The following is an 18,917-nucleotide window of genomic DNA, read 5'->3' as shown; positions in this document are numbered from 1 at the left end:
GAGAGTCATGGCGGACGCGTTCAGCCTCGAAGGGCTGGTCAAGCGCTTCGGTGACGTCCTGGCCGTCGAAGACGTCAGTGTGCGGGTCGCGCCAGGGGAGGTGGTGGCGCTGCTCGGGCCGAACGGCGCGGGCAAGTCGACCACCATCGACATGCTGCTGGGGCTGAGCAGGCCGGACTCCGGCCAGATCCGGGTCGCCGGGCTCAGCGCGGCCGAGGCGATGGACCGGGGGATGGTCGGCGCGATGGCGCAGAACGGGACGCTGCTGCGGGACGCCACGGTCGCCGAACTCGTCGGCCTGTTCGCGTCGCTGCACCGGAATCCGCTGCCGGTCCGCGAGGTGCTCAAGCGGGCGGGCGTCACCGAGTACGCGAACCGCCGCTGCGGCAAGCTCTCCGGCGGCGAGCAGCAGCGGGTCCGGTTCGCGCTCGCACTGGTCGGCGATCCGGATCTGCTGGTGCTCGACGAACCCACCGCGGCCATGGACGTCGACGGGCGGCGCCGGTTCTGGGCGTCGATGCGCGAGTTCACCGGGACGGGCCGCACCGTCCTCTTCGCGACGCATTACCTCGCCGAGGCCGAGGATTACGCCGACCGCGTCGTGCTCATGCGGCACGGCCGGGTCGTCGCGGACGGTCCCGTCGGCGACGTGCGGGCCGCGGTCGCCGGGCGGGTGCTGCGCGCCGTCGTCCCGGACGCCACCCAAGCCGCGCTCGCCGCGCTGCCCGGGGTCTCGCGAGCCGTGTTGCGCGCGGGGCACGCGGAACTGAACTGTGCCGACTCCGACGCCGCCATCCGCGGCCTGCTGCGCGAGTTCCCGCTCGCCGCGAACATCGAAATCACCGCTGTGGGACTGGAAGAAGCCTTCATCGCGCTGACCGCCGATGAGGCTGAAGGAGCCTTGAGATGAACCCGGCCTACCTCGCGCTGGAGATCAAGCGCATCGTGCGCAGCCCGCAGTTCGCGTTGTTCACCATCGGTATGCCGCTGGCGATGTTCCTGTTGTTCGGCGGCATCTTCGGCGCCCGCGAGATCGCCCCTGGCATCTCGACCGCGACCGTGACCATGGTGAACATGGCCGCGTACGGCGCCATGACCGCCGCGCTGTTCACCGGCACCCGCGTCGCCACCGAACGCACCGACGGCTGGCAGCGCACCCTGCGGCTGACCCCGTTGCGGGCGCCCGGCTACCTGATGGTCAAGGTGGCGGCCGGATTGTTCGTCGCCTTGCCCGTCCTGCTGGTGATCTTCGCGGCCGGGATGATCCGCGGCATCCGGCTCGAAACCGGCCAGTGGCTCACGATCTTCGGCACGCTGTGGCTCGGGACGCTGCCCTTCGCCGTACTGGGCCTGATGATCGGCCTGTTCGGCAAGGGCGACACCGTCCAGGCCGTGACCGGCGCGCTGATGCTGCCGCTGGGCATGTTCGGCGGATTGTGGATCCCGCTGCAGGTCCTGCCCGGCTGGATGAACACCGCCGGGCACCTCATGCCGACGTACTGGCTCGGCGAGATCGGCCGCGCGCCGGTGCTCGGCGGTTCGGGCCTGCTGACCGCCGCCGGAGTGCTCGCGGCGTGGCTGGTGGTGCCCGCGCTCGTGGTGATGGCGAGGTTCCGGCTCGACACGGCGAGGCTGTGAACCCGTGTTAGTTTTCCCAAGTGGTGGAGGATGAACGGGACGGCGACGAGCGGCCGATGACGCCCGAGGAGTCGCTCGCGCTCATCGCCACGCAGGCCGAGCGGACCCGGCGCGAGATCGGGCCGAATCCGGCCGTGCTGCTCGGCGTCTGGGGTCTGGTGTGGCTGTTCGGCTTCGGGCTGATCTACGTCTCCGCCCCGCCGACCGCCCTGATGCCGCTGTGGGTCGCCGCCGTGCTCACCGTCGTCGGTTTCGCCGGGGCCATGACGTACTCGGCGATCTACGGCATCCGTTCGAGCCGCGGCGTGCACGGCCCGTCCCGGCTCGTCGGCGCGATGTACGGGTGGAGCTGGATGATCGCGTTCGGCGGGCTGACGGTGGTGAACACCGCGCTGATCCGGCTGGGCATCGACGCCGACCTGATCCCGTTGCTGTGGTCCGGGACCGCGCTCATGCTGACCGGCCTGATGTACCTCGCCGGCGGAATGCTGTGGCAGAGCAAACTGCAGTACGGCCTCGGCGTGTGGATCATCGCGTGCGGCGCGGCGAGCGTGCTGGCCGGGGGACCGTACAACTTCCTCGTGCTGAGCGTCGCGGGCGGCGGTGGCTTCCTGGTGGCGTCCCTGGTCTTCCTGGTACGGGCGCGATGACCGACGACGGGCTGCCCCAGCTCGATCCGGTGATCCACGCGCAGGCGCGGCTGCGGGTCACGGTGGCCCTGTCGAGCCTGGGGCCGGGGGACAGCATCACCTTCCCGCGGTTGCAGCAACTGCTGGACATGACGCCGGGCAACCTGTCGACGCATCTGCGCAAACTCGAGGACGCCGGCTACGTCGGGATCACCAAGGCCTTCGAACATCGCACGCCGGTGACGCTGGTCGAGCTGACCACCCGCGGCCGGGCCGCGTTCGAGGAGTACACGAAGGCCCTGCACCGTCTTCTCGAGGTGCCGGGCGATGGGCGGGCATGACCGGTGGGTCATCCACCTGGACATGGACGCGTTCTACGCCTCCTGTGAACAGCTGACCCGGCCGACCCTGGCGCACCGTCCGGTCCTGGTCGGCGGCGCGGGCCCGCGCGGCGTGGTCGCCGGGGCGAGCTACCAGGCGCGCGAACACGGGATCAAATCGGCGATGCCGATGTCGCAGGCCCGGCGGCTGCTGCCGCCGAACGGGGTCATCCTGCCGCCGCGGTTCAAACTGTACGAACTGCTGAGCACCCGGGTGTTCGACCTCGTCGCCACGTACGCGCCCGTGCTGGAACGGATCTCCCTCGACGAGGCCTTCGCGGAACCGCCGTCGCTGGTCGGCGCGTCGTCGGAAGACGTGCGGGAGTTCGGCGCGCGCCTGCGGGAGCACATCCGCTCCGACATCGGCCTGGTCGCGTCGATCGGGGCGGCGTCGGGGAAACAGGTCGCGAAGGTCGCTTCGGATCTGGCGAAACCGGACGGGCTGCTCGTCGTCGACCAGGGCACCGAACGCGATTTCCTCGCCCCGCTGCCGACCAGGGTGCTGTGGGGGATCGGCCCGGTGGCGGAGGGGAAACTGCGGGCGATCGGCGTCCGGACGCTGGGGCAGCTGACCGCGCTCTCCGACGCCGACGCGGTGTCCACTTTGGGCAGTGTGGTCGGGCGGGATCTGCGGCGGCTGGCCACCGGTGTCGACGACCGGCCGGTGTCCGACCGCGCGGAACTCAAGCAGGTCAGCGCGGAGACGACCTTCGACCGGGACCTGATCGACCTGCCGAGCCTGCGGCGCGAGGTCCGCGACCTCGCCGTGCACGCGCACCGGCGGCTCGTCAACGCCGGCCGGGTCGCGCGGACGGTGGTGGTGAAACTGCGGCACACCGACTTCAGCACGGTGACGCGTTCGGAGACGATGGCCTCGCCCACCGACGAATTCGACCAGCTCGCCGCGATGGCGGAACGGCTGCTGATCGACCCGACCGAATTCGGCGGGGTGCGGCTGGCCGGTGTCGCGTTGTCCGGGCTTTCGGTACCGCATCAGGATCCGCTGTTCACGCTTTCCGTGCCGGCTCCGGACGTGCCGGTGGTCGAGCGGGCGCCCGCGCCGGCGCCCGTGGTCGCGTCGACTTGGCGGCCCGGCGACGACGTCGTGCACGACGAGTTCGGCACCGGCTGGGTGCAGGGCGCCGGGCACGGCCGGGTGACCGTCCGGTTCGAGACGCGATCCAGCGGGCCTGGGGTCGCGCGGACCTTCACTCAGGAGGATCCGGCGCTGCGCCGGGGAGAACCCGGCGACTGCCTGGCCTGAGGGCCCCGTGATCAGACGGCGCACACGCGTGATCAGACGGCGCACACGCGTGATCAGACGGCGCACACGCGTGATTGGGCGGCGAACTCACGTGATTGAAGAGCGATCACGGTGTGCGGCCTCCGGCCGAGTCAGCCGCGGCAGACCGTCACGAAATTCGAGCTGGTCACCTGCACCTCGCGAGGGCAGTTGCGGAAGCCGAAGATGCACCAATTCCCGTCGTCGCCTTCGATCAGCAGGGCGCCGTATGCGCGTTTCTCGTTCCGCTGGTCGTTCAGGACGACCATCGCGGCCTGTCCCTTCTGATCCACACTGCCGACGGTGACCGGTGTTTCGCCGGAGACCAGCTTGTCGGGAGCGGCGGGCTTGTCCGGCGTGCGCGGGCAGGTCAAGGCCAGTAGCGCGGGATTGTCGCCGTCGGTCATCGCGTTCGCGATCGCCCCGGCGGTGCCGTCCGCCGTCGTCCGGTCGGCCGAAGATCCGCAGGCCGCGGTCAGCCAGAACACGGCGACGACGAAAGCGATCAGGCCGAACCGGGGGCGCGCGGTCATGGCAGCGATACTGCGCGACCAGGCGTGACGCTGTCCAGTGACCGCGCGTAAGGCAGGATGGAGGGGACTGTCACCCGATCGAGGGAATCGATGTTCAGCTCCCGCCTCCGTCAAGCCACCGCCCTCCTCGGCGCCGCCGTCCTGCTCGCCGCGTGCAGCGGCACCCCTGAGCAGCGGCAACCGCCCGCCGCGCCCGAAGCGCCGCAGGCGAGCCAGGCGCCGGACGGGTCGTTCACCGTGGTCGCCACCGGTGACGTGCTGATCCACCCCGCGCTGACCGAGCAGGCGAAGGAGGACGGTGGCGGCAAGATCGACTACCGGCCGCTACTGGCCGGGATCAAGCCGCTGATCTCCGGGGCCGACCTCGGCATCTGCCACCTCGAGACCCCGCTCGCGCCCAAAGGCGGGCCGTACAGCGGCTACCCGTCCTTCAGCGCGCCGCCCGAAATCGTCGACGCGCTCAAGGACACCGGGTACGACAACTGCTCGACGGCGTCGAACCACACGATCGACCAAGGTGTGGACGGCGCCACACGCACGCTGGACAAACTCGACGAGGCGGGGATCAAGCACACCGGTTCGGCGCGTTCGGCCGAAGAGGCGAAGAAGCCGCTGATCGTCGACGTCAACGGCGTCAAGGTCGCGCAGATTTCCTTCTCCTACGGGTTCAACGGGATCAAGGTGCCCGCGGGCAAACCCTGGCTGGTCAACCAGATCGACGCCGAAGACGTGATCTCCCAGGCCAAGGCCGCGCGGAAGGCGGGCGCCCAGGTCGTCCTCGCGAGCCTGCACTGGGGCACCGAATACCAGCACGACCCGACCGCCGAACAGCGCACGCTGGCGAAGAAACTCCTCGGTGACGACTCGATCGACCTGATCATCGGCCACCACGCGCACGTCGTGCAGCCCTTCGAGCAGATCAACGGCAAGTGGGTCGCCTACGGTCTCGGCAACAGCGTCGCCCGGCATTCGGAGCCGAAGGGCTCAACCGAACAGGGCGCCGCGGCGCGGTTCCGGTTCGTACGGGACGGCGAACGCTGGAAGGTCGACAAGGCCGAGTACGTTCCGACGCTGGTCCAGCTCGGCCCGCCGATCCGGTTGCTCGACCTGACCGCGGGACCGGCCGGGAACGCCGGCGCGGAAGCGCTCAAGGCCACCGACGAGGTCGTCCTCAGCCGTGGCGCCGCGGACAAGGGCCTGACCCGTCCCGGTCGCTGAGCTGAGGGGACAGGGGTGGGCTCTTCCCTGCCCACCCCTGCCTTACCGCGCCCGCCTTCAATAACGTCGCCGCACCACCAGTTTCGCGAGGGCCGCGAGCTCGGCGCCTGGGCGGGGCACCGGGTTCGAGACGGCGAGATGGTGCAGCGCGCCGGTCAGGAGCGCGTCGGCCTGCTCCTGGCTCCACGTCCGGCCGCCCGCCCGGTCCACCAGCTCCGCCGCGTGGGGCAACTCCGCGGCGTCGAGACTTTCCTTGCGGTACAAGGCATCCAGCTCTCGCCCGGCGTCCGTCCCCGAGTGGAGCGCGGCCACCACCGGCAGGGACTTCTTCCGGTTGGAAAGATCCGAGTGGACCGGTTTCCCGGTCACCGCCGGATCACCCCAGATCCCGAGGAGATCGTCGATGTGCTGGAACGCCAGCCCGAGTGCCCTCCCGTACTCGGTCAGCCGGTCGATCTGATCCTGCCTCCCTTCTCCGGCCAGCGCCCCGAGCGTGCACGACGCCCCGAGCAACGCGCCGGTCTTCCCCTCGGCCATGCGCACGCATTCGGCGGTGTCGACGTCACCGCGTTCCTCGAATTTCAGATCCGCGCTCTGCCCTTCCAGCAGGTCGATCACGGCGGTGCTGAGCACCCGCAACGCGGTCTGCCCGAACGGCGCCAGCACCTCGAAGGCCCGGCACAGCAAGGCGTCCCCGGCGAGGATCGCCGCGCCGGTGCCGAAAACGGTCCAGGCCGTCGGGCGGTGCCGCCGTGTGGTGTCGGAGTCCATCACGTCGTCGTGCAGCAGGGAGAAGTTGTGCACCATCTCCACCGCGACGCCCACCGGGACGGCGATCTCGGCGTCGCCGCCGACCGCTTGAGCCGACAACAACGCCAATGCGGGCCGCAAGGCCTTCCCGCTGTCCGAAGTGGACGGACGGCCGTGTTCGTCCCACCAGCCGAAGTGGTAGCCGGCGATGAGCCGCATCGATTCGGGCAATCCGTCGACGGCCTCACGCAGTGCCGGATCGAGCAGATTCCGGCTCCAGGTCAGTACCTCACCGGCGGGCCGGGCGCCGGTATGGGTCTCGATGGTCGTCAACGGACTCCCTTTCATTCGACCCGGTGAGCCGCGATTTTTCGCAATTCGCGGATACCCATTCGAGTGGGGTGGGCGCAAAATCAACATAGCAAGGGGTAATGCCGGGTCAAACAACTCGATCGGGTCTACGGAGAGGTTCACCTGTTTGCCGGATTGGGCCGGATGCGCGGTGCCGGACGGCCGATCGGGTGCCGTCACCGCGCGAAATGCCGGTACGGGACGAGGGTGGTGACTTCTCGTGGTGGCCGCTCACTCGGTCGTGAAGCCGCGCTCTCCGACCGGTGACGGGCCTTTCCGGCGCGTGTCGGAAATGGTTTCGAGTCGTGGGAAATTGGGCCGAGCCGGTGATGATCGACTGGTGTCGGTCCGCCGCAGGTATGAATTGATTCAACCGGTCTTTTCCGTTCGGCGAAGCGTGAACTAGTTTCAGCAGTCTCCGCCTGGAAGGACTCGAATGGGCATTTACCTGACCGGCATCGCCTGGGTCGTCGGCGCGGCGGCCCTCGCGGGTCTCGTCGGCTACCTCGTCCGCAAATTCGGCTGGGACGAAGGACGGCCCGACAACAACGACGCCGCCGGCCAGGTGTTCACCATCGTCGGCGGGCTGCACGCCGTCCTGGTCGCGTTCATCCTGATCTCCCTCTTCGACTCCGCGAGCGCGGCGCGCGAGGGCTCGTACCACGAAGCGGACAGCCTGGTCGCCGCCGTCTGGGCCGCCGACTCGCTGGGGACCGAGGTCAAGGACGAGGTGCGGAAGCTGAGCACCGAGTACATGACCACGGTCGAGCAGAAGGAATGGCCGCTGATGGCCGGGGGCGAGACGACCCTTCCGGACACCGGCTGGACGCTGCTCGACCGGTTGCGCAAGGCGGTGGACAAGGCCCCGACGGACGACGACTGGCTCCGCGAGCGCAAGACCGAGGCGAACACACAGCTCTGGCAGGTCTACGAGGCCCGGCAGGAGCGGCTCAACGCGGTCGTGGGCGGCCGGGTCGGCGGCGTCGTGTGGTTCGCGCTCATTCTCGGCAGCCTGATCTCGGCACTGCTGCCCAACCTGTTCGGCGGTACCCGGCTGGCCGCGCATCTGGTGATCGTGTCCACCCTGGCCGGCACGGTCACGTTGCTGCTGTTCGCGATCTACCAGCTGCAGAACCCGTTCGGGGGTGGGGTGCGGATCCCGCCGGACGCGTTCACCGCCGCGCTGGCGAGGATCTCTTGAGCCGGTGAGCACAGTGGACCGGGTGACCCGGGGGGCGGCGACGGTGGCCGTCGCCGGGCTGGTGGGGGCGTCGGCGCTGCTGGCGCCGATGGCCGCGCGAGCCGCCGAGTCCTGCCTGGTAGTGCAGGCGGAGACCGGGTCGTACGGGAAGTCGAAGCTGCGCTGGCTCGACGTCGGCTCGGGTACGACGTCACGGGTGACCGAGCCGGGCTACCGGCTCAACGCGCTCGGCTACTCCGCGACACGGAATCTGGTCTTCGGCGTCGCCGAAGGACTCAGCCGGGGCGCGCACGCGGTGACGATCGACCGGGAGGGGAAGACCCAGGACCTCGGCCCGATCACCCGTGCCGGGAACCGGCTGCCGCTGTGGAGCCCCGTCGCGGGGGTGACCGCCGGCGCGATCGGCGGGAATTCCTGGTACCTGCTCAGGAACGGCACACTGTACACAGTGGACCTGACGCCGGGGGAGCGGTATCTGCGGGTGATCCGGACGGTGTTCCTGCGGCCGATCACGCTCGCCCACGACGTCAACGATTTCGCGTACCACAACGGATTGCTGTACGGGGTTTCCACCACCTGGCGCGGAAAGGGCGCCGTGATCACCATCGACCCGGAAACCGGCAAGGTCCGTGAGGCCGAAGACGCGCGTTTCCCGCCCGCCGACGTCTACGGCTCGGTCGTGCTCGGTCGCGACGGTGCCCTGTACGCCACGGCGAACCGGATCGGCGGGCGCAGCGTGCTCTACCGGCTGGACCGGAGCGGGCAGGTGAGCGTGGTGCTTTCAGGACCACCGCTGGCGGGTTCGGACGCCGCGGGCTGCCTCACCGCGCCCGAGCCGCCCAAGCCTGAACCGCCCAAACCTGAACCACCCAAACCCGAGCCTCCGAAGCCGACGCCGGCACCTACGCCGACGTCTTCTCCTTCCCCCACGCCTACTTCCAGTTCCTCGCCGCCGTCGCCCAGTCCGTCTTCTTCACCGAGCCCTACGCCGTCGTCGAGCCCGGCGCCCACGTCCGCTCCTCAGGTGATGCCGCAGCCGCCGGTTTCCGCGCCGAGGCCCGCTCGTTCGGTGGCGCCCAGGGAACGGAAGGAAACGGCGGAGGAGGTCGACCCGCACGCCCGTACGAAGGAGAAACGGCGCTGGGGATTGACCGCGCTGGTCCTGATCCTCGGCGGTGGCGCGGCGGCCGGTGCCGTCCGGCGGGCCCGGTGAGTCAGTACTTGAACTGGTCCACGTTCTCGCGCGTGATCAGGAGCGGGTCGCCCAGCAGCAGGGTCTTCGTGTCTTCCTCGTACTTGATCGCGGGGAGTTCGAGGTTGACCTTGTTCGACGGGCCGGGCCGTTTGCCCTCGGCGATCTGCTTGCCCGCCCATGCGGTGAGGTAGCCGAGCGATTCGACGTTCCACAGCACCGAAAGCGACGCGGAACCGTCCAGCAGGTACGGCTTGATCGCCTGCGGTGTCCCGACGCCGACGGTGAAGACGCGGCCGATCTTCTGCTGCGAGCGGACCGCTTCGGCGACGCCGGGCGCGGACGTCGTGCATTCGCCGACCAGGCCGGTGAGGTCCGGGTACTTGGTCATCAGCTGTTTGGCGAGCGCGGTGGCGTTGTCCTTGTCCTCGCCGGCGTAGACCGTCTCGACGAGCTGGGCATGGGGATACGCGGTAGCCGTATAGGCGCGCTGAACGGCGATCCACGCGTTGAGGTTCTCGGCCGTCTCGCCACAGGAGACGATCGCGTACTTGCCCGCGTTCCCCATCTTCTTCATCAGCGCGTCGGTGAGCGCCTTGCCGATGCCTTCCGGGGTCGCCTGATTGACGAAGAGCTCGCGATCGGTGCCGGGCGCGTCGGTGTCCGAAGTGATCACGTGGACGCCCTTGGCCCGCGCGTCGGTGATCGCGGGCGCGATCGCCCTGGGGTCGTTCGGCGCGATCGCGATGACGTCCACCTGCTGGTCGACGAGCCCGCGGACGATCGAGACCTGCGCCGCGGGGTCCACCGTCGCCGGACCGGTCGAGCTCCATTCGACACCGAGCTGCTTGGCCGCGGCCTGCCCGCCGGTGTTCATCGCCTCGAAGTACGGGATGCCGGCGACCTTCGGCACGAACGCGATCCGGATCGGCTTGGCCGCCATGCCCGCCGGTTCTTCGCCGTCACAGCCCGCCAGCCCGAACACCATGCCCAAAGCGAGCACAGTGGCAACGACGAGCGTCTTCGTCGGCCCTCGCATCTCCACCCCATAGTCACGGAACCATCTGAACCAGCCGATCGGTCTACGCGCGGTGGAGACCTCCGGCGAAACTAGGGCTCCTGGTTACCCCGGTCAACCGGATGAGCGCAAAGGGTTACGGAAGTGAGTTCATCGACCTGGGACGATTACCCAGTCGGCCTACGGGGGTGACGGTGAGCGACGGCTCATCGCGCATTACATACGGGCCGGGGGTATGGTCTGCGGCATGGATGACGCACGGCATGGAGCAAGCTGGTCGATGGCGGTATCGGCGACCCTGCACTGCCTCACCGGCTGTGCGATCGGTGAGATCCTCGGCATGGTCATCGGTACGGCACTCGGCTTCGGCAACCTGGCGACGATCGTCCTCGCGGTGGCGCTCGCCTTCGTCTTCGGCTACGCGCTGACCATGCGCGGCGTGCTGAAGTCGGGGCTGCCGTTCGGCGCCGCGCTCAAGGTGGCGCTGGCCGCGGACACCGTGTCGATCGCGGTCATGGAGATCGTCGACAACGCGGTCATGCTGGTGGTGCCGGGCGCCATGGACGCCGGGCTCGGGAGCCTGCTGTTCTGGGGTGCGCTGGCGTTCTCGCTGGCCGTCGCGTTCGTGCTGACGGTGCCGGTGAACAAGTGGATGATCGGGCGGGGGCTGGGGCACGCGAAGGTCCACGCGCACCACGGTGGTCACTGAGCCGGCCGTCGGGGGCTTCGCGGCTGCACCACTGGTCATGCGCAGCCGCGGAAACTCCAGGATCAGACGCTCGACAGATCGATGGCCCGGTCGATCTCCCGCGGCATCAGCACCCGCAGAATCCCCTCCAGCAGGTAGTAGTCGCCGTACGGCAACGAAACCTCGACACCGTCCTCGGCCCGCCGGTTGCGCGTGCCCCGCGCCATGATCGCCTCGGCCCGCGTGGATTTCACGGTCAGGCACGTGTCGCACAGCGCGGTGAGGATCCGGATCGCCGCTTCGCGGTACTGCGGCCGGTTCGCCACCTTCGCCAGATCGAGCAGTCCGCACGCCATCACGGCTCCGGCGGAGGAGTCCTTGATGTCGTACGGCGCCTGCGGGGCGAGGTAGTCCCACACCGGCACGTGGTCCGGAGTCAGCGCGCGCAGCGCGAAGTCGGCCATGCGTTGTGCGGTCCGCAGGAACAGCGGGTCCCCGGAGCGCCGGTACATCGTGGTGAACCCGTAGATCCCCCAGGCCTGGCCGCGCGACCAGCACGACGTCGGGCTGTAGCCCTGCACGGTGTTCGGCCCGATCTCGGCGCCGGTGTCCGGATCGAAGTCGAACACGTGCGGTGTCGAGCCGTCCGGGCGCACGAAGACCCGTTCGGTGGTCTTCGCGTGCGAGACGGCGATGTCGAGGTACTTCCGGTCGCCGGTCTGCTTGCTCGCGAAGGTCAGCAGGTCCAGGTTCATCATCGTGTCGACGATGACCCGGCCCGCGTTGCCCGGAGTGCCGAGCGCGCCCCACGCCCGGATGAACCGCCCCTTTTCGTTGTAGCGCTGGATGAGCGACGCGGCGGCGTTGAGCGCGCCGGTGCGCCACTTCTCGTCGCCGGTCAGCCGCCAGCCGGTCACCCACGACGGATAGAAGAGGAATCCGAGGTCGTGATCCCGTGTCTCGTATTGACGCGGCGCGAGCTTTTCCGCCGACGCCATGGCGAGCGTGCGGAATCGCGCATCACCACTGTAGATCGAGGCGAGCCACAATGTGCCCGGCCAGAATCCGCCGATCCAGCCGCCGTTCTGTGAATAGGTCCATTTCTCGAATCGGGTGATCTCCGGAAAGGCCGTCACGCCGGGGGCGACGGCGCGCAGTTTGGTCACCGCGTAATCGGCCGTTCGGCGGAAAGTCCTCAGTTCCCCGGCCGCACTGGCGGCCGGGGTGATCGTCGTCGTCGCCGCGACGGCGGCCCCGGCGGCGGTGGTCAGGAGGGTTCGCCGGGAAACGCTCACCATGCCCGCCAATCGTCAGTGGGAAATGCGTCACGGGAGTTTCGCACGGCGATTACGGGCTTGTGAAGAGCGTTCATGGTTGTGAATAAATGCGTCACTCAGCGGGACGGATGTTCGCGTTGTGATGGAACACGTTGTCCGGGTCGTACACCGCCTTGATGGCGGCCAGCCGGGCGTATTTCTCCGCGCCGAACGCCGTGCGCACGCGGTCTTCGTCGTATTCGTTCATGAAGTTCAGATAACCGCCGTAGTTGTTGGAATGCGGCAGGAGTTCTTCCCAGAGCGCCCGCGCCCAGGCGCGGTCGGTGGCCAGGAGTTCCGGTGTCGGAGCGGTCGCTGCGAGGCCGATGACGAACCCGGGTGTGCGCGGCCCGCCGAACGCCGTCGCGTCGTCGGGCACCGTCGAGAACGTGTCCTGCAACGGCACGATCGGCAGCACGGTCGTCGGCGACGCCTTGTCCGGCAGGCGCGCGGCGATCACGTCGATGACCTTTTCGGACAGTGAGGAGACGTAAAGCGACTTCTCGTAGGCGAGGATGCCCCGTGGCGCGGTCGGGTCGAGTAGTTTCTGCAGCTCCGCGTACGGCATCGGGGTGACGAGTTCGAACGCCGCGGGCAGCCCCTCCCGGATCCGCTCGACGATCCGGGCGTGCCGCTCGGGGCCGTCGAAGCCGGCGACGACCAGCGCGAGCCCCGGCGCGAGGTGATGCTCCGGCGGGACGAACGGCGCGGGCGGCGCGGTGATCCCGACGAGCATGGAACCGGTGCCCGGCGGCAGCGTCGCGATCACGTCCTTCGCGAAGCGGAGTGCTTCGGGCGCGTCGTCCAGCGTCCAGAAGAACAGCCCGACCTCGGCGAGGCCGACCCGGTGCAGCCGGAACTCGAATTCCGTGACCACGCCGAAGTTCCCGCCACCACCACGCAAGGCCCAGAACAGATCCGGATGCTCCGCCTCCGACGCCCGCAGGATCCGGCCGTCGGCCGTCACGACCTCCGCCGAAAGCAGATTGTCGATCGTGAGCCCGTGTTTCGCCGTCAGCCAGCCGAAGCCGCCTCCGAGGGTGAGCCCGCCGACGCCGGTGTCGCTCACCGTGCCGCCCACCGTCGCGAGCCCGTACCGCTGCGTCGTTTCGTCGACGTCGGCCCAGACGGCGCCGCCTCCGACCACCGCGGTGCGGGCGCCGGGATCGACGGTGATCCGGCGCAGCCCGCCGAGGTCGATCACCAGGCCGTCGTCGGCCACGGCGGAGCCGCTGAAACTGTGCCCGCCGCCGCGCACCGTGATTTCGAGGCCCTTTTCGCGGCCGAAGGCCAGTGCGGCGACGACGTCTTCGCGCGTGGCGCATTCGGCGACCACCGCCGGGCGCCGGTCGATGTCGCCGTTCCACACGGCGCGGGCGGTGTCGTAACCGGGATCGGCGGCGGTGATCACCGTGCCGGAGAGCTTCTCGCGCAACGTGGTCGTTTCGGGCGGATTCATGGGGACCCCCTCAGGTCGTGGCTACCGCAAGTCTCGATGGCGCACGCCCCGGCCCCAGGTCCGCACGAGCGGCGGAAAGGGCGGACAAAAGGGCGAAGGCCCGGCGTTATGGGGTACGCCGGGCCTTCGCGATCAGGAGTGCGTCAGCACTTGGGTGCCACCGGCAGGTCCGATCCGGTCTGCAGGTAGGTGTCGGAGATGTAGTGTCCCGGGCCGATCCGGTCCCAGATGTTGCTGGTGCCGAACTTGCCGGTGACGGTCTCGCCCTCGACGTAGCATTCGATGTTGACCTTCGCGTAGTTCGCCGCGAGGCCCTTGATCGCCGCCGAGGTGCTCGCCGACGCGCGGACGTTCATCGGGTCGCCGGCCGTGCTGACGACGCCGGTCGGGCCGGAGCCGGTCCACAGGTAGGAGACGTTGACCCAGCCGTTGTCCGTCATCTTCAGGCCGTCCCAGAAGGTGCCGTCCGCGAGGTCGATGCCCGCCGGGTTGGCCACCTTGCGGCCGAACTCGTCCTTGCCGCCGTTGTAGCCGTCCTGGTACGCGGCCTGCGCCTCGGGCTTGCCCTGCGGCAGGTTCTTCCACATCTGGCGGGTGGCCGACGGGTTCCAGTAGTCGTCCTTGGTGTTCCACGGGCCGACGTCCCACACCGGCGCGTATTCGCAGCGGCTGTTGTCGGTGCGGCAGATGCGGACGGTGTAGTTGCCAGTGTTCTTCGGCGCCAGACCGCGGCCCGAGGGGAGCGCGACGAAGTGGTCGCGGGACTTGATCACGTGCCCGTTGGCGGTGGTGCCGCCGACGAGGCCTTCGCGGGTGCCGTAGACCTTGTACGTCAGCGGGGCCGCGGCCGCGCCGATCGCGTTGACCTGCGGGGCGAGCTCACCCAGGAGGGTGACGTCGCTGACCTTCGCGGTCACGCCGTCGTTCACCGTGCGCAGTCCGACGCGGACCTGGACCGTGGAGACCGAAGCGGACAGCTGGGTGCCCCCGTCGGCGGGCGTCCACTCCGTCCAGTCCTGCGAGTTGAGCTTGCCGCGGACGTCGACCTCGACCTCGGTGCCCTTCGGCGCGTCGGCGGTCACCTGGGCGGTGACGCGGTTGACCGGCTTCGCGAGCTTCTGCTCGGCCAGCAGCAGGTAGCCCTGGCTGCCGATGGAGTCGGGTTTTCTGTGCCAGGCGGCGTTTTCCAGGCTGAGCACACCGCCGTCGCTGCGGACGTTGACGTCATCGCCGTCCACAGTGGACAGGTCGGCGCGCCAGCTTCCTTCGGGCGCGGCGTTCGCGGGGCTGGCGGCGAGCGCGGTGACCGCCCCCATGGCCAGCACGGCCGCCATCACCCGGCGGGCCTTCACGGTCCGGACCATTCCGGTCTCCCTTCGAGCACTCTCGGTTGCTACGAAGGGAGCTTCGCCGGGGCCTGTACACGATCGATACAAACGCAAGTCGGCACCTGATCGCGGTGCGTGAACAGCGCGATCAGGTGCCGAAAGGCGAAAAGGTCAGGCGCTCGCCGAGTCGTTGTAGGACGCTTCGGCCGACTCCTGAAGGCGCGAAGCGAGCGCGGATTCCTGCGGCCGGGCGGAGAGTTCCCGCCACAACGCCAGCGCGCGTTCCGAATACGTCCGCGACCGCTCGGGCTGGCTCAGCGCCTCGTGCAGTTCCCCGAGCAACTGCGACACCTCGGCCTCGGACCGGCGGTCCCCGTTGCGCCGGTGCACGCTCAGCGAATTGACCAGCAGCAGTTGCGCGTGCGCCAGGTCGCCGCTGTGCAGGTACAGCTCACCGAGATTCTGGTTCGCGTAGCCGACGCAGTGGTCGTCGCCGAGTTCGTTGAAGAGGGCGATGGCGCGGTCGACCCACTCCCGCGCGCCCGCGAGGTCGCCCTGGTGCTGCCGGAGCATCGCGAGCCGCTTCAACGCGTGTGCCTCCCGATGCCGGTCCCCGATCCGGGCGGACTGCTCGAGCGCCTCGGTGAACCAGCGTTCCGCTTCGTCGAACCGGCGCCGCGCCAGCCACACCGCGCCGATCGCGATCCGCGCGAGGGCCTCGCCGTGCGGATCGCCTGCCGCCGAGAACTGGTCGAGCGCCGCGTGACAGTGCTCCAGCGCGACGGTGTCCTCGCCCTTGATCCGCAGCACGGTGCCGAGCCCGGCCAGCGCGATCGCCGCGCCCTGCGCGTCGCCGACCTTGTCGAACAGCAGTTGCGACTGCTCGAACGCGACCAGGGCTTCGGCGTAGCTGTCCTGGTACAGCTGGATCTGCCCGAGGTTGCGCTGGATGATCGCCTCGCCGCGGACCTCGCCGGAGCGCCGGGCGGCGGCCAGTGCGACGGCGTGCGTGTGCAGCCAGTCGTCCTGGTGGCCGCGCTGGTCGAAATACGGCGCCAGCGCGGCGGCTAGCCGCCAGGCCAGCGCATCGAAGCCGAGGTCGGCGGCCAGCGAGACGGCGGCGACACAGGTGTGCCGCTCGGCGGCGAACCACGCGGCCGGATCCTCGATCAGCCGTCCGGTCCCCCGTGGGAGGGCGGGCTGGGCCGCGGTGTCGTCCCGGTACAGGCCGAAGAAGTGGATCGGCAGCCGGTCCGCGGCCTCGACCGCGAGCGCGAGATAGCCCTCCAGCACCCGTTTCGTGGCGTCGTGCGCCTTCGACGGCACGTCCTGCGCGCGGAGTTCGAGCGCGTAACACCGCAACAGGTCGTGCAGGCGGTACCGGGGCTCGCCGGTGGTGTCCGAGCCGCCGAGTTCGACCAGATGGGCGTCCACCAGCACGTCGAGGACGTCGTCGCCGTGCTCGCGGCGGAGCAGGGCCGCCACCACCCAGCCGGGGAACTGCACCGAACCGAGGCCGCCGAGGCCGCGGAACGCGGTCGCCGCCGACATGGGCAGCAGGTCGTAGCTGAGGGTGACACTCGCCCGGACGGCGAGATCGCCGACGCGGAGTTCGTCCAATCTTCGTCTTTCGTCCCGCAGCCGGTCCGCCAGCACGCGCAACGTCCAGCCCGGCCGGTGCGTCAGCTTCGCCCCGGCGACCCGGATCGCCAGCGGCAGATACCCGCAGTGGCGCAGGATCGCGGCCGCGCATTCCGGTTCCGCGGCGACCCGCTCGGCGCCGACGATGCCTTCGAGCAGCGCCGCGGCCTCGGCTTCGGGAAGGAGCTCGATGTCGACCGGGGTGGCCCCGGCCAGATCCGGCATCCGGATCCGGCTGGTGATCAGCACCGCGCACGAACCCGCGCCGGGCAGCAGCGGCCGGACCTGCGCCGCGCTGCCGGCGTCGTCGAGGACCACGCACATCCGCATGGTCGACAGCCGGGACCGCAGCAGTGCCGCGCGTTCGGGGAGATCGCGCGGCAGCCCCGCGTCCGGGACGCCCAGCGCGCGGAGCAGTTCGGCGAGCACGGTCATCGGGGGCCGGGGCGAGGACGACGTCCCGGCGAGGTCGACGTGCAGCTGACCGTCCGGGAAATCGTCGCGGACCGCGTGCGCCACCCGGATCGCGACGGAGGATTTGCCGATCCCCGGCGCCCCCGAAAGCACCGCGATCGCCGGCTTTCCCTGCTCGCGGCGTTCACGGAAGAGGCCGACGAGCTCGCCGACCACGTCGTCGCGGCCGGTGAAGTCCGGCAGGTCCAGCGGCAGCTGGCAGACCGGCGCCATCGGCCGGGTGAGGGCGGCGGACACCGCGTCCTGGGTCGCGGACGGCGTGATCACCAGCGAGGCCCGCAGCTCCCTCAGCCGCGGGCCCGGCTCGGTGCCGAGCTCCTCGGCCAGCACCTTCTCGGCCGTTTCGTAGGCCTCGATCGCGTCGGCCGTGCGGCCGTCGGCCCGCAGCGCGAGGATCAGCTGCTGCCAGAGCTCCTCGCGCAGGGGATGCTCGGTGACCAGGCCGCGCAGTTCGGCGACGGCCCCGTCGGTCCGGCCGAGTTCGATCCTCGCCCGCAGCCGTTGTTCCTGCACCGCCAGCCGCAGTTCCGACAGCCGCGCCACGGTCGCGCCCCAGCCGTGGTCGTGGGGGAGACCCTCGAGTACTTCCCCGCGCCACAGGGCTTCGGCTTGATCCAGCAGGTCGAGAGCGGCTCCGGCGTCACCCCGGCCGAGCGCGTCCTGCGCGCGGGCGGCCAATTCGCCGAACCGGATGTGGTCGATCTCCTCCGGCGTGGCCTTGAGGATGTAGCCGGACGCCCGGCTCCCGATGCGTTCCCCGAGCGCGGGGTCGTGGTCGGCGAGGCGTTTGCGGAGTGAATGGACGTAGGTACGGATGTTCGCGGCCGCCGACCGGGGCGCCGACGACGGCCACAGGACCTCGATCAGCAGTTCGGTGGAGACGACGACGTTGGGCTGGAGCAGGAGAGCGGCCAGCAGCAGACGTGGTTTGGGGCCGCCGAGCGGCACCACCTGCCCGTCCACCGCCACTTCGAGCGGACCGAGAACGCGAAACCCGAGAATAGTCACCTAAACCGCCAATACGGCAGGAGCCCCATATCCGCCGATAATATTGCCGTCCCGCCATGGTTGGCTAGATCCATTCGCATGCATGTGCAGACACCGGGTCGGCGTTTGTACGTGATGTGTACGACGCCGGTCGACCCTGCGGTCATGAAGCGTTCAAGTGTCCGGCGGCTCGCCGGTTTCTTTCTCGTGCTGGTGACGGCGGGCGCCTTGGGCCTCGCCGGAGCCACTCCCGCGATGGCCGCGGCCACCGGGACGGTGAAGACGGCGGGTGATCCGCTGAACGTCCGCCGCGCCCCCAGCACCTCCTCGACCGCGGTGCGCACGGTGGCCAACGGCGCCACGGTGACCATCGACTGCCAGACGACCGGGACCTCGGTCGCCGGCCCGCTGGGCACGACGACGTTGTGGGACTACGTTCCCGCGCTGGGCGGCTACATCTCCGACAGCTACGTCTACACCGGCTCGGACCAGCGGATCGCGCCCGACTGCGGAGTCGGTTCCGGTAGCGCCGAATGCTCCACCGGCGTCTGCGCGGGTGAGGGGCAGTTCCGTTCGTCGGACGCGCATTTCCTCGTCTACGACAAGGACGCCGACGGCAAGTCCGCCGTGGTCGCCTACTGGCTGAAGGGCGGCGCCGGCCCGTTCTACGTCTGGGCCTCCGGCGGCAACGGCACCCACGTCGACAAGGCCGTGCCGGTCGCGAAGGGCTCGTGGGTCTATTACAAGGTCTGCGTCGCCAACGCCGCCGCCAATCCGACGCTCGAAGCCTGTAGTGGCGGCATCACCGATTACGCCGCGTGAAATCCCTCCC

17 protein-coding genes are annotated in these 18,917 nt (G+C 69.7%); 10 read left to right on the top strand and 7 right to left on the bottom strand.

Annotated elements, in window-relative coordinates:
• The first annotated feature begins 7 nt into the window (after window positions 1-7).
• The 5 genes from DMC61_RS17295 to DMC61_RS17275 are packed head-to-tail and all read left to right on the top strand — an operon-like array spanning window position 8 to window position 3,911.
• Complete coding sequence (locus DMC61_RS17295; protein WP_125690131.1) at window positions 8-910, top strand: ABC transporter ATP-binding protein; 903 nt, start codon at window positions 8-10, stop codon at window positions 908-910.
• The gene (locus DMC61_RS17290; protein WP_016332002.1) at window positions 907-1,638 is read left to right on the top strand and encodes an ABC transporter permease; all 732 of its coding nucleotides are present in this window, start codon (window positions 907-909) and stop codon (window positions 1,636-1,638) included. The genes DMC61_RS17295 and DMC61_RS17290 overlap by 4 nt, the downstream gene beginning before the upstream one ends.
• Window positions 1,639-1,658: 20 nt before the next feature.
• Window positions 1,659-2,288, top strand: coding sequence for a hypothetical protein (locus tag DMC61_RS17285; protein WP_016332003.1), 630 nt, complete (start codon window positions 1,659-1,661; stop codon window positions 2,286-2,288).
• Window positions 2,285-2,608 carry a transcriptional regulator gene (locus tag DMC61_RS17280; RefSeq protein ID WP_063277051.1) on the top strand — a complete coding sequence of 108 codons (324 nt, stop codon included), beginning with the start codon at window positions 2,285-2,287 and terminating at the stop codon, window positions 2,606-2,608. The genes DMC61_RS17285 and DMC61_RS17280 overlap by 4 nt, the downstream gene beginning before the upstream one ends.
• Complete coding sequence (locus DMC61_RS17275; protein ID WP_125690130.1) at window positions 2,595-3,911, top strand: DNA polymerase IV; 1,317 nt, start codon at window positions 2,595-2,597, stop codon at window positions 3,909-3,911. Before DMC61_RS17280 ends, DMC61_RS17275 begins: the two co-directional genes overlap by 14 nt.
• Before the next feature lie 131 nt (window positions 3,912-4,042).
• On the opposite strand, the gene DMC61_RS17270 is transcribed toward DMC61_RS17275, so the two are convergent.
• Entirely contained in the window at window positions 4,043-4,462 is a 420-nt protein-coding gene (locus DMC61_RS17270) for a hypothetical protein (protein ID WP_125690129.1), read from the bottom strand.
• Window positions 4,463-4,552: 90 nt separating this feature from the next.
• Between DMC61_RS17270 and DMC61_RS17265 the strand changes: the two genes are divergently transcribed.
• The gene (locus tag DMC61_RS17265; protein WP_125690128.1) at window positions 4,553-5,680 is read left to right on the top strand and encodes a CapA family protein; all 1,128 of its coding nucleotides are present in this window, start codon (window positions 4,553-4,555) and stop codon (window positions 5,678-5,680) included.
• A gap of 57 nt (window positions 5,681-5,737) precedes the next feature.
• Here the strand turns inward: DMC61_RS17265 and DMC61_RS17260 are convergent, their stop codons facing one another.
• Window positions 5,738-6,763, bottom strand: a complete 1,026-nt coding sequence (locus DMC61_RS17260) for a family 2 encapsulin nanocompartment cargo protein polyprenyl transferase (RefSeq protein ID WP_016332007.1) — start codon at window positions 6,761-6,763, stop codon at window positions 5,738-5,740.
• Window positions 6,764-7,217: 454 nt separating this feature from the next.
• Here DMC61_RS17260 and DMC61_RS17255 point away from each other — a divergent pair, with 454 nt between their 5' ends.
• Window positions 7,218-7,982: a DUF4239 domain-containing protein gene (locus DMC61_RS17255; protein WP_125690127.1), complete on the top strand. Its 765-nt coding sequence runs from the start codon at window positions 7,218-7,220 to the stop codon at window positions 7,980-7,982.
• Window positions 7,983-7,986: 4 nt separating this feature from the next.
• On the top strand, window positions 7,987-9,195 hold the full coding sequence (locus tag DMC61_RS17250; protein ID WP_125690126.1) for a serine protease: 1,209 nt from the start codon (window positions 7,987-7,989) through the stop codon (window positions 9,193-9,195).
• 1 nt (window position 9,196) lies between these two features.
• On the opposite strand, the gene DMC61_RS17245 is transcribed toward DMC61_RS17250, so the two are convergent.
• Window positions 9,197-10,213 (bottom strand): autoinducer 2 ABC transporter substrate-binding protein, encoded by a 1,017-nt coding sequence (locus DMC61_RS17245; RefSeq protein ID WP_199750020.1) that lies wholly within the window; start codon window positions 10,211-10,213, stop codon window positions 9,197-9,199.
• Between the two features lie 259 nt (window positions 10,214-10,472).
• Between DMC61_RS17245 and DMC61_RS17240 the strand changes: the two genes are divergently transcribed.
• Window positions 10,473-10,901, top strand: a complete 429-nt coding sequence (locus tag DMC61_RS17240; protein ID WP_125690464.1) for a DUF4396 domain-containing protein — start codon at window positions 10,473-10,475, stop codon at window positions 10,899-10,901.
• A gap of 62 nt (window positions 10,902-10,963) precedes the next feature.
• Here DMC61_RS17240 and DMC61_RS17235 read toward each other — a convergent pair whose 3' ends face one another.
• From DMC61_RS17235 to DMC61_RS17220, 4 genes are all read right to left on the bottom strand, one after another.
• Complete coding sequence (locus tag DMC61_RS17235; protein WP_125690463.1) at window positions 10,964-12,175, bottom strand: glycoside hydrolase family 88 protein; 1,212 nt, start codon at window positions 12,173-12,175, stop codon at window positions 10,964-10,966.
• A 94-nt stretch (window positions 12,176-12,269) separates the two neighbouring features.
• Window positions 12,270-13,655, bottom strand: coding sequence for an FAD-binding oxidoreductase (locus DMC61_RS17230; protein WP_125690124.1), 1,386 nt, complete (start codon window positions 13,653-13,655; stop codon window positions 12,270-12,272).
• A 143-nt stretch (window positions 13,656-13,798) separates the two neighbouring features.
• Window positions 13,799-15,019 (bottom strand): hypothetical protein, encoded by a 1,221-nt coding sequence (locus DMC61_RS17225; protein WP_125690123.1) that lies wholly within the window; start codon window positions 15,017-15,019, stop codon window positions 13,799-13,801.
• A gap of 135 nt (window positions 15,020-15,154) precedes the next feature.
• Complete coding sequence (locus tag DMC61_RS17220) at window positions 15,155-18,106, bottom strand: BTAD domain-containing putative transcriptional regulator (RefSeq protein ID WP_125690122.1); 2,952 nt, start codon at window positions 18,104-18,106, stop codon at window positions 15,155-15,157.
• Window positions 18,107-18,250: 144 nt separating this feature from the next.
• Between DMC61_RS17220 and DMC61_RS17215 the strand changes: the two genes are divergently transcribed.
• On the top strand, window positions 18,251-18,907 hold the full coding sequence (locus DMC61_RS17215) for an SH3 domain-containing protein (RefSeq protein ID WP_016332016.1): 657 nt from the start codon (window positions 18,251-18,253) through the stop codon (window positions 18,905-18,907).
• The last annotated feature ends 10 nt before the right edge of the window (window positions 18,908-18,917 follow it).

Origin of the sequence: Amycolatopsis sp. WAC 04169 (assembly GCF_003947535.1) — a bacterium.
GTDB lineage: Bacteria > Actinomycetota > Actinomycetes > Mycobacteriales > Pseudonocardiaceae > Amycolatopsis > Amycolatopsis keratiniphila.
Note: the sequence above shows the minus strand (reverse complement) of the source record. Positions and strands in the feature narration are given on the sequence as shown.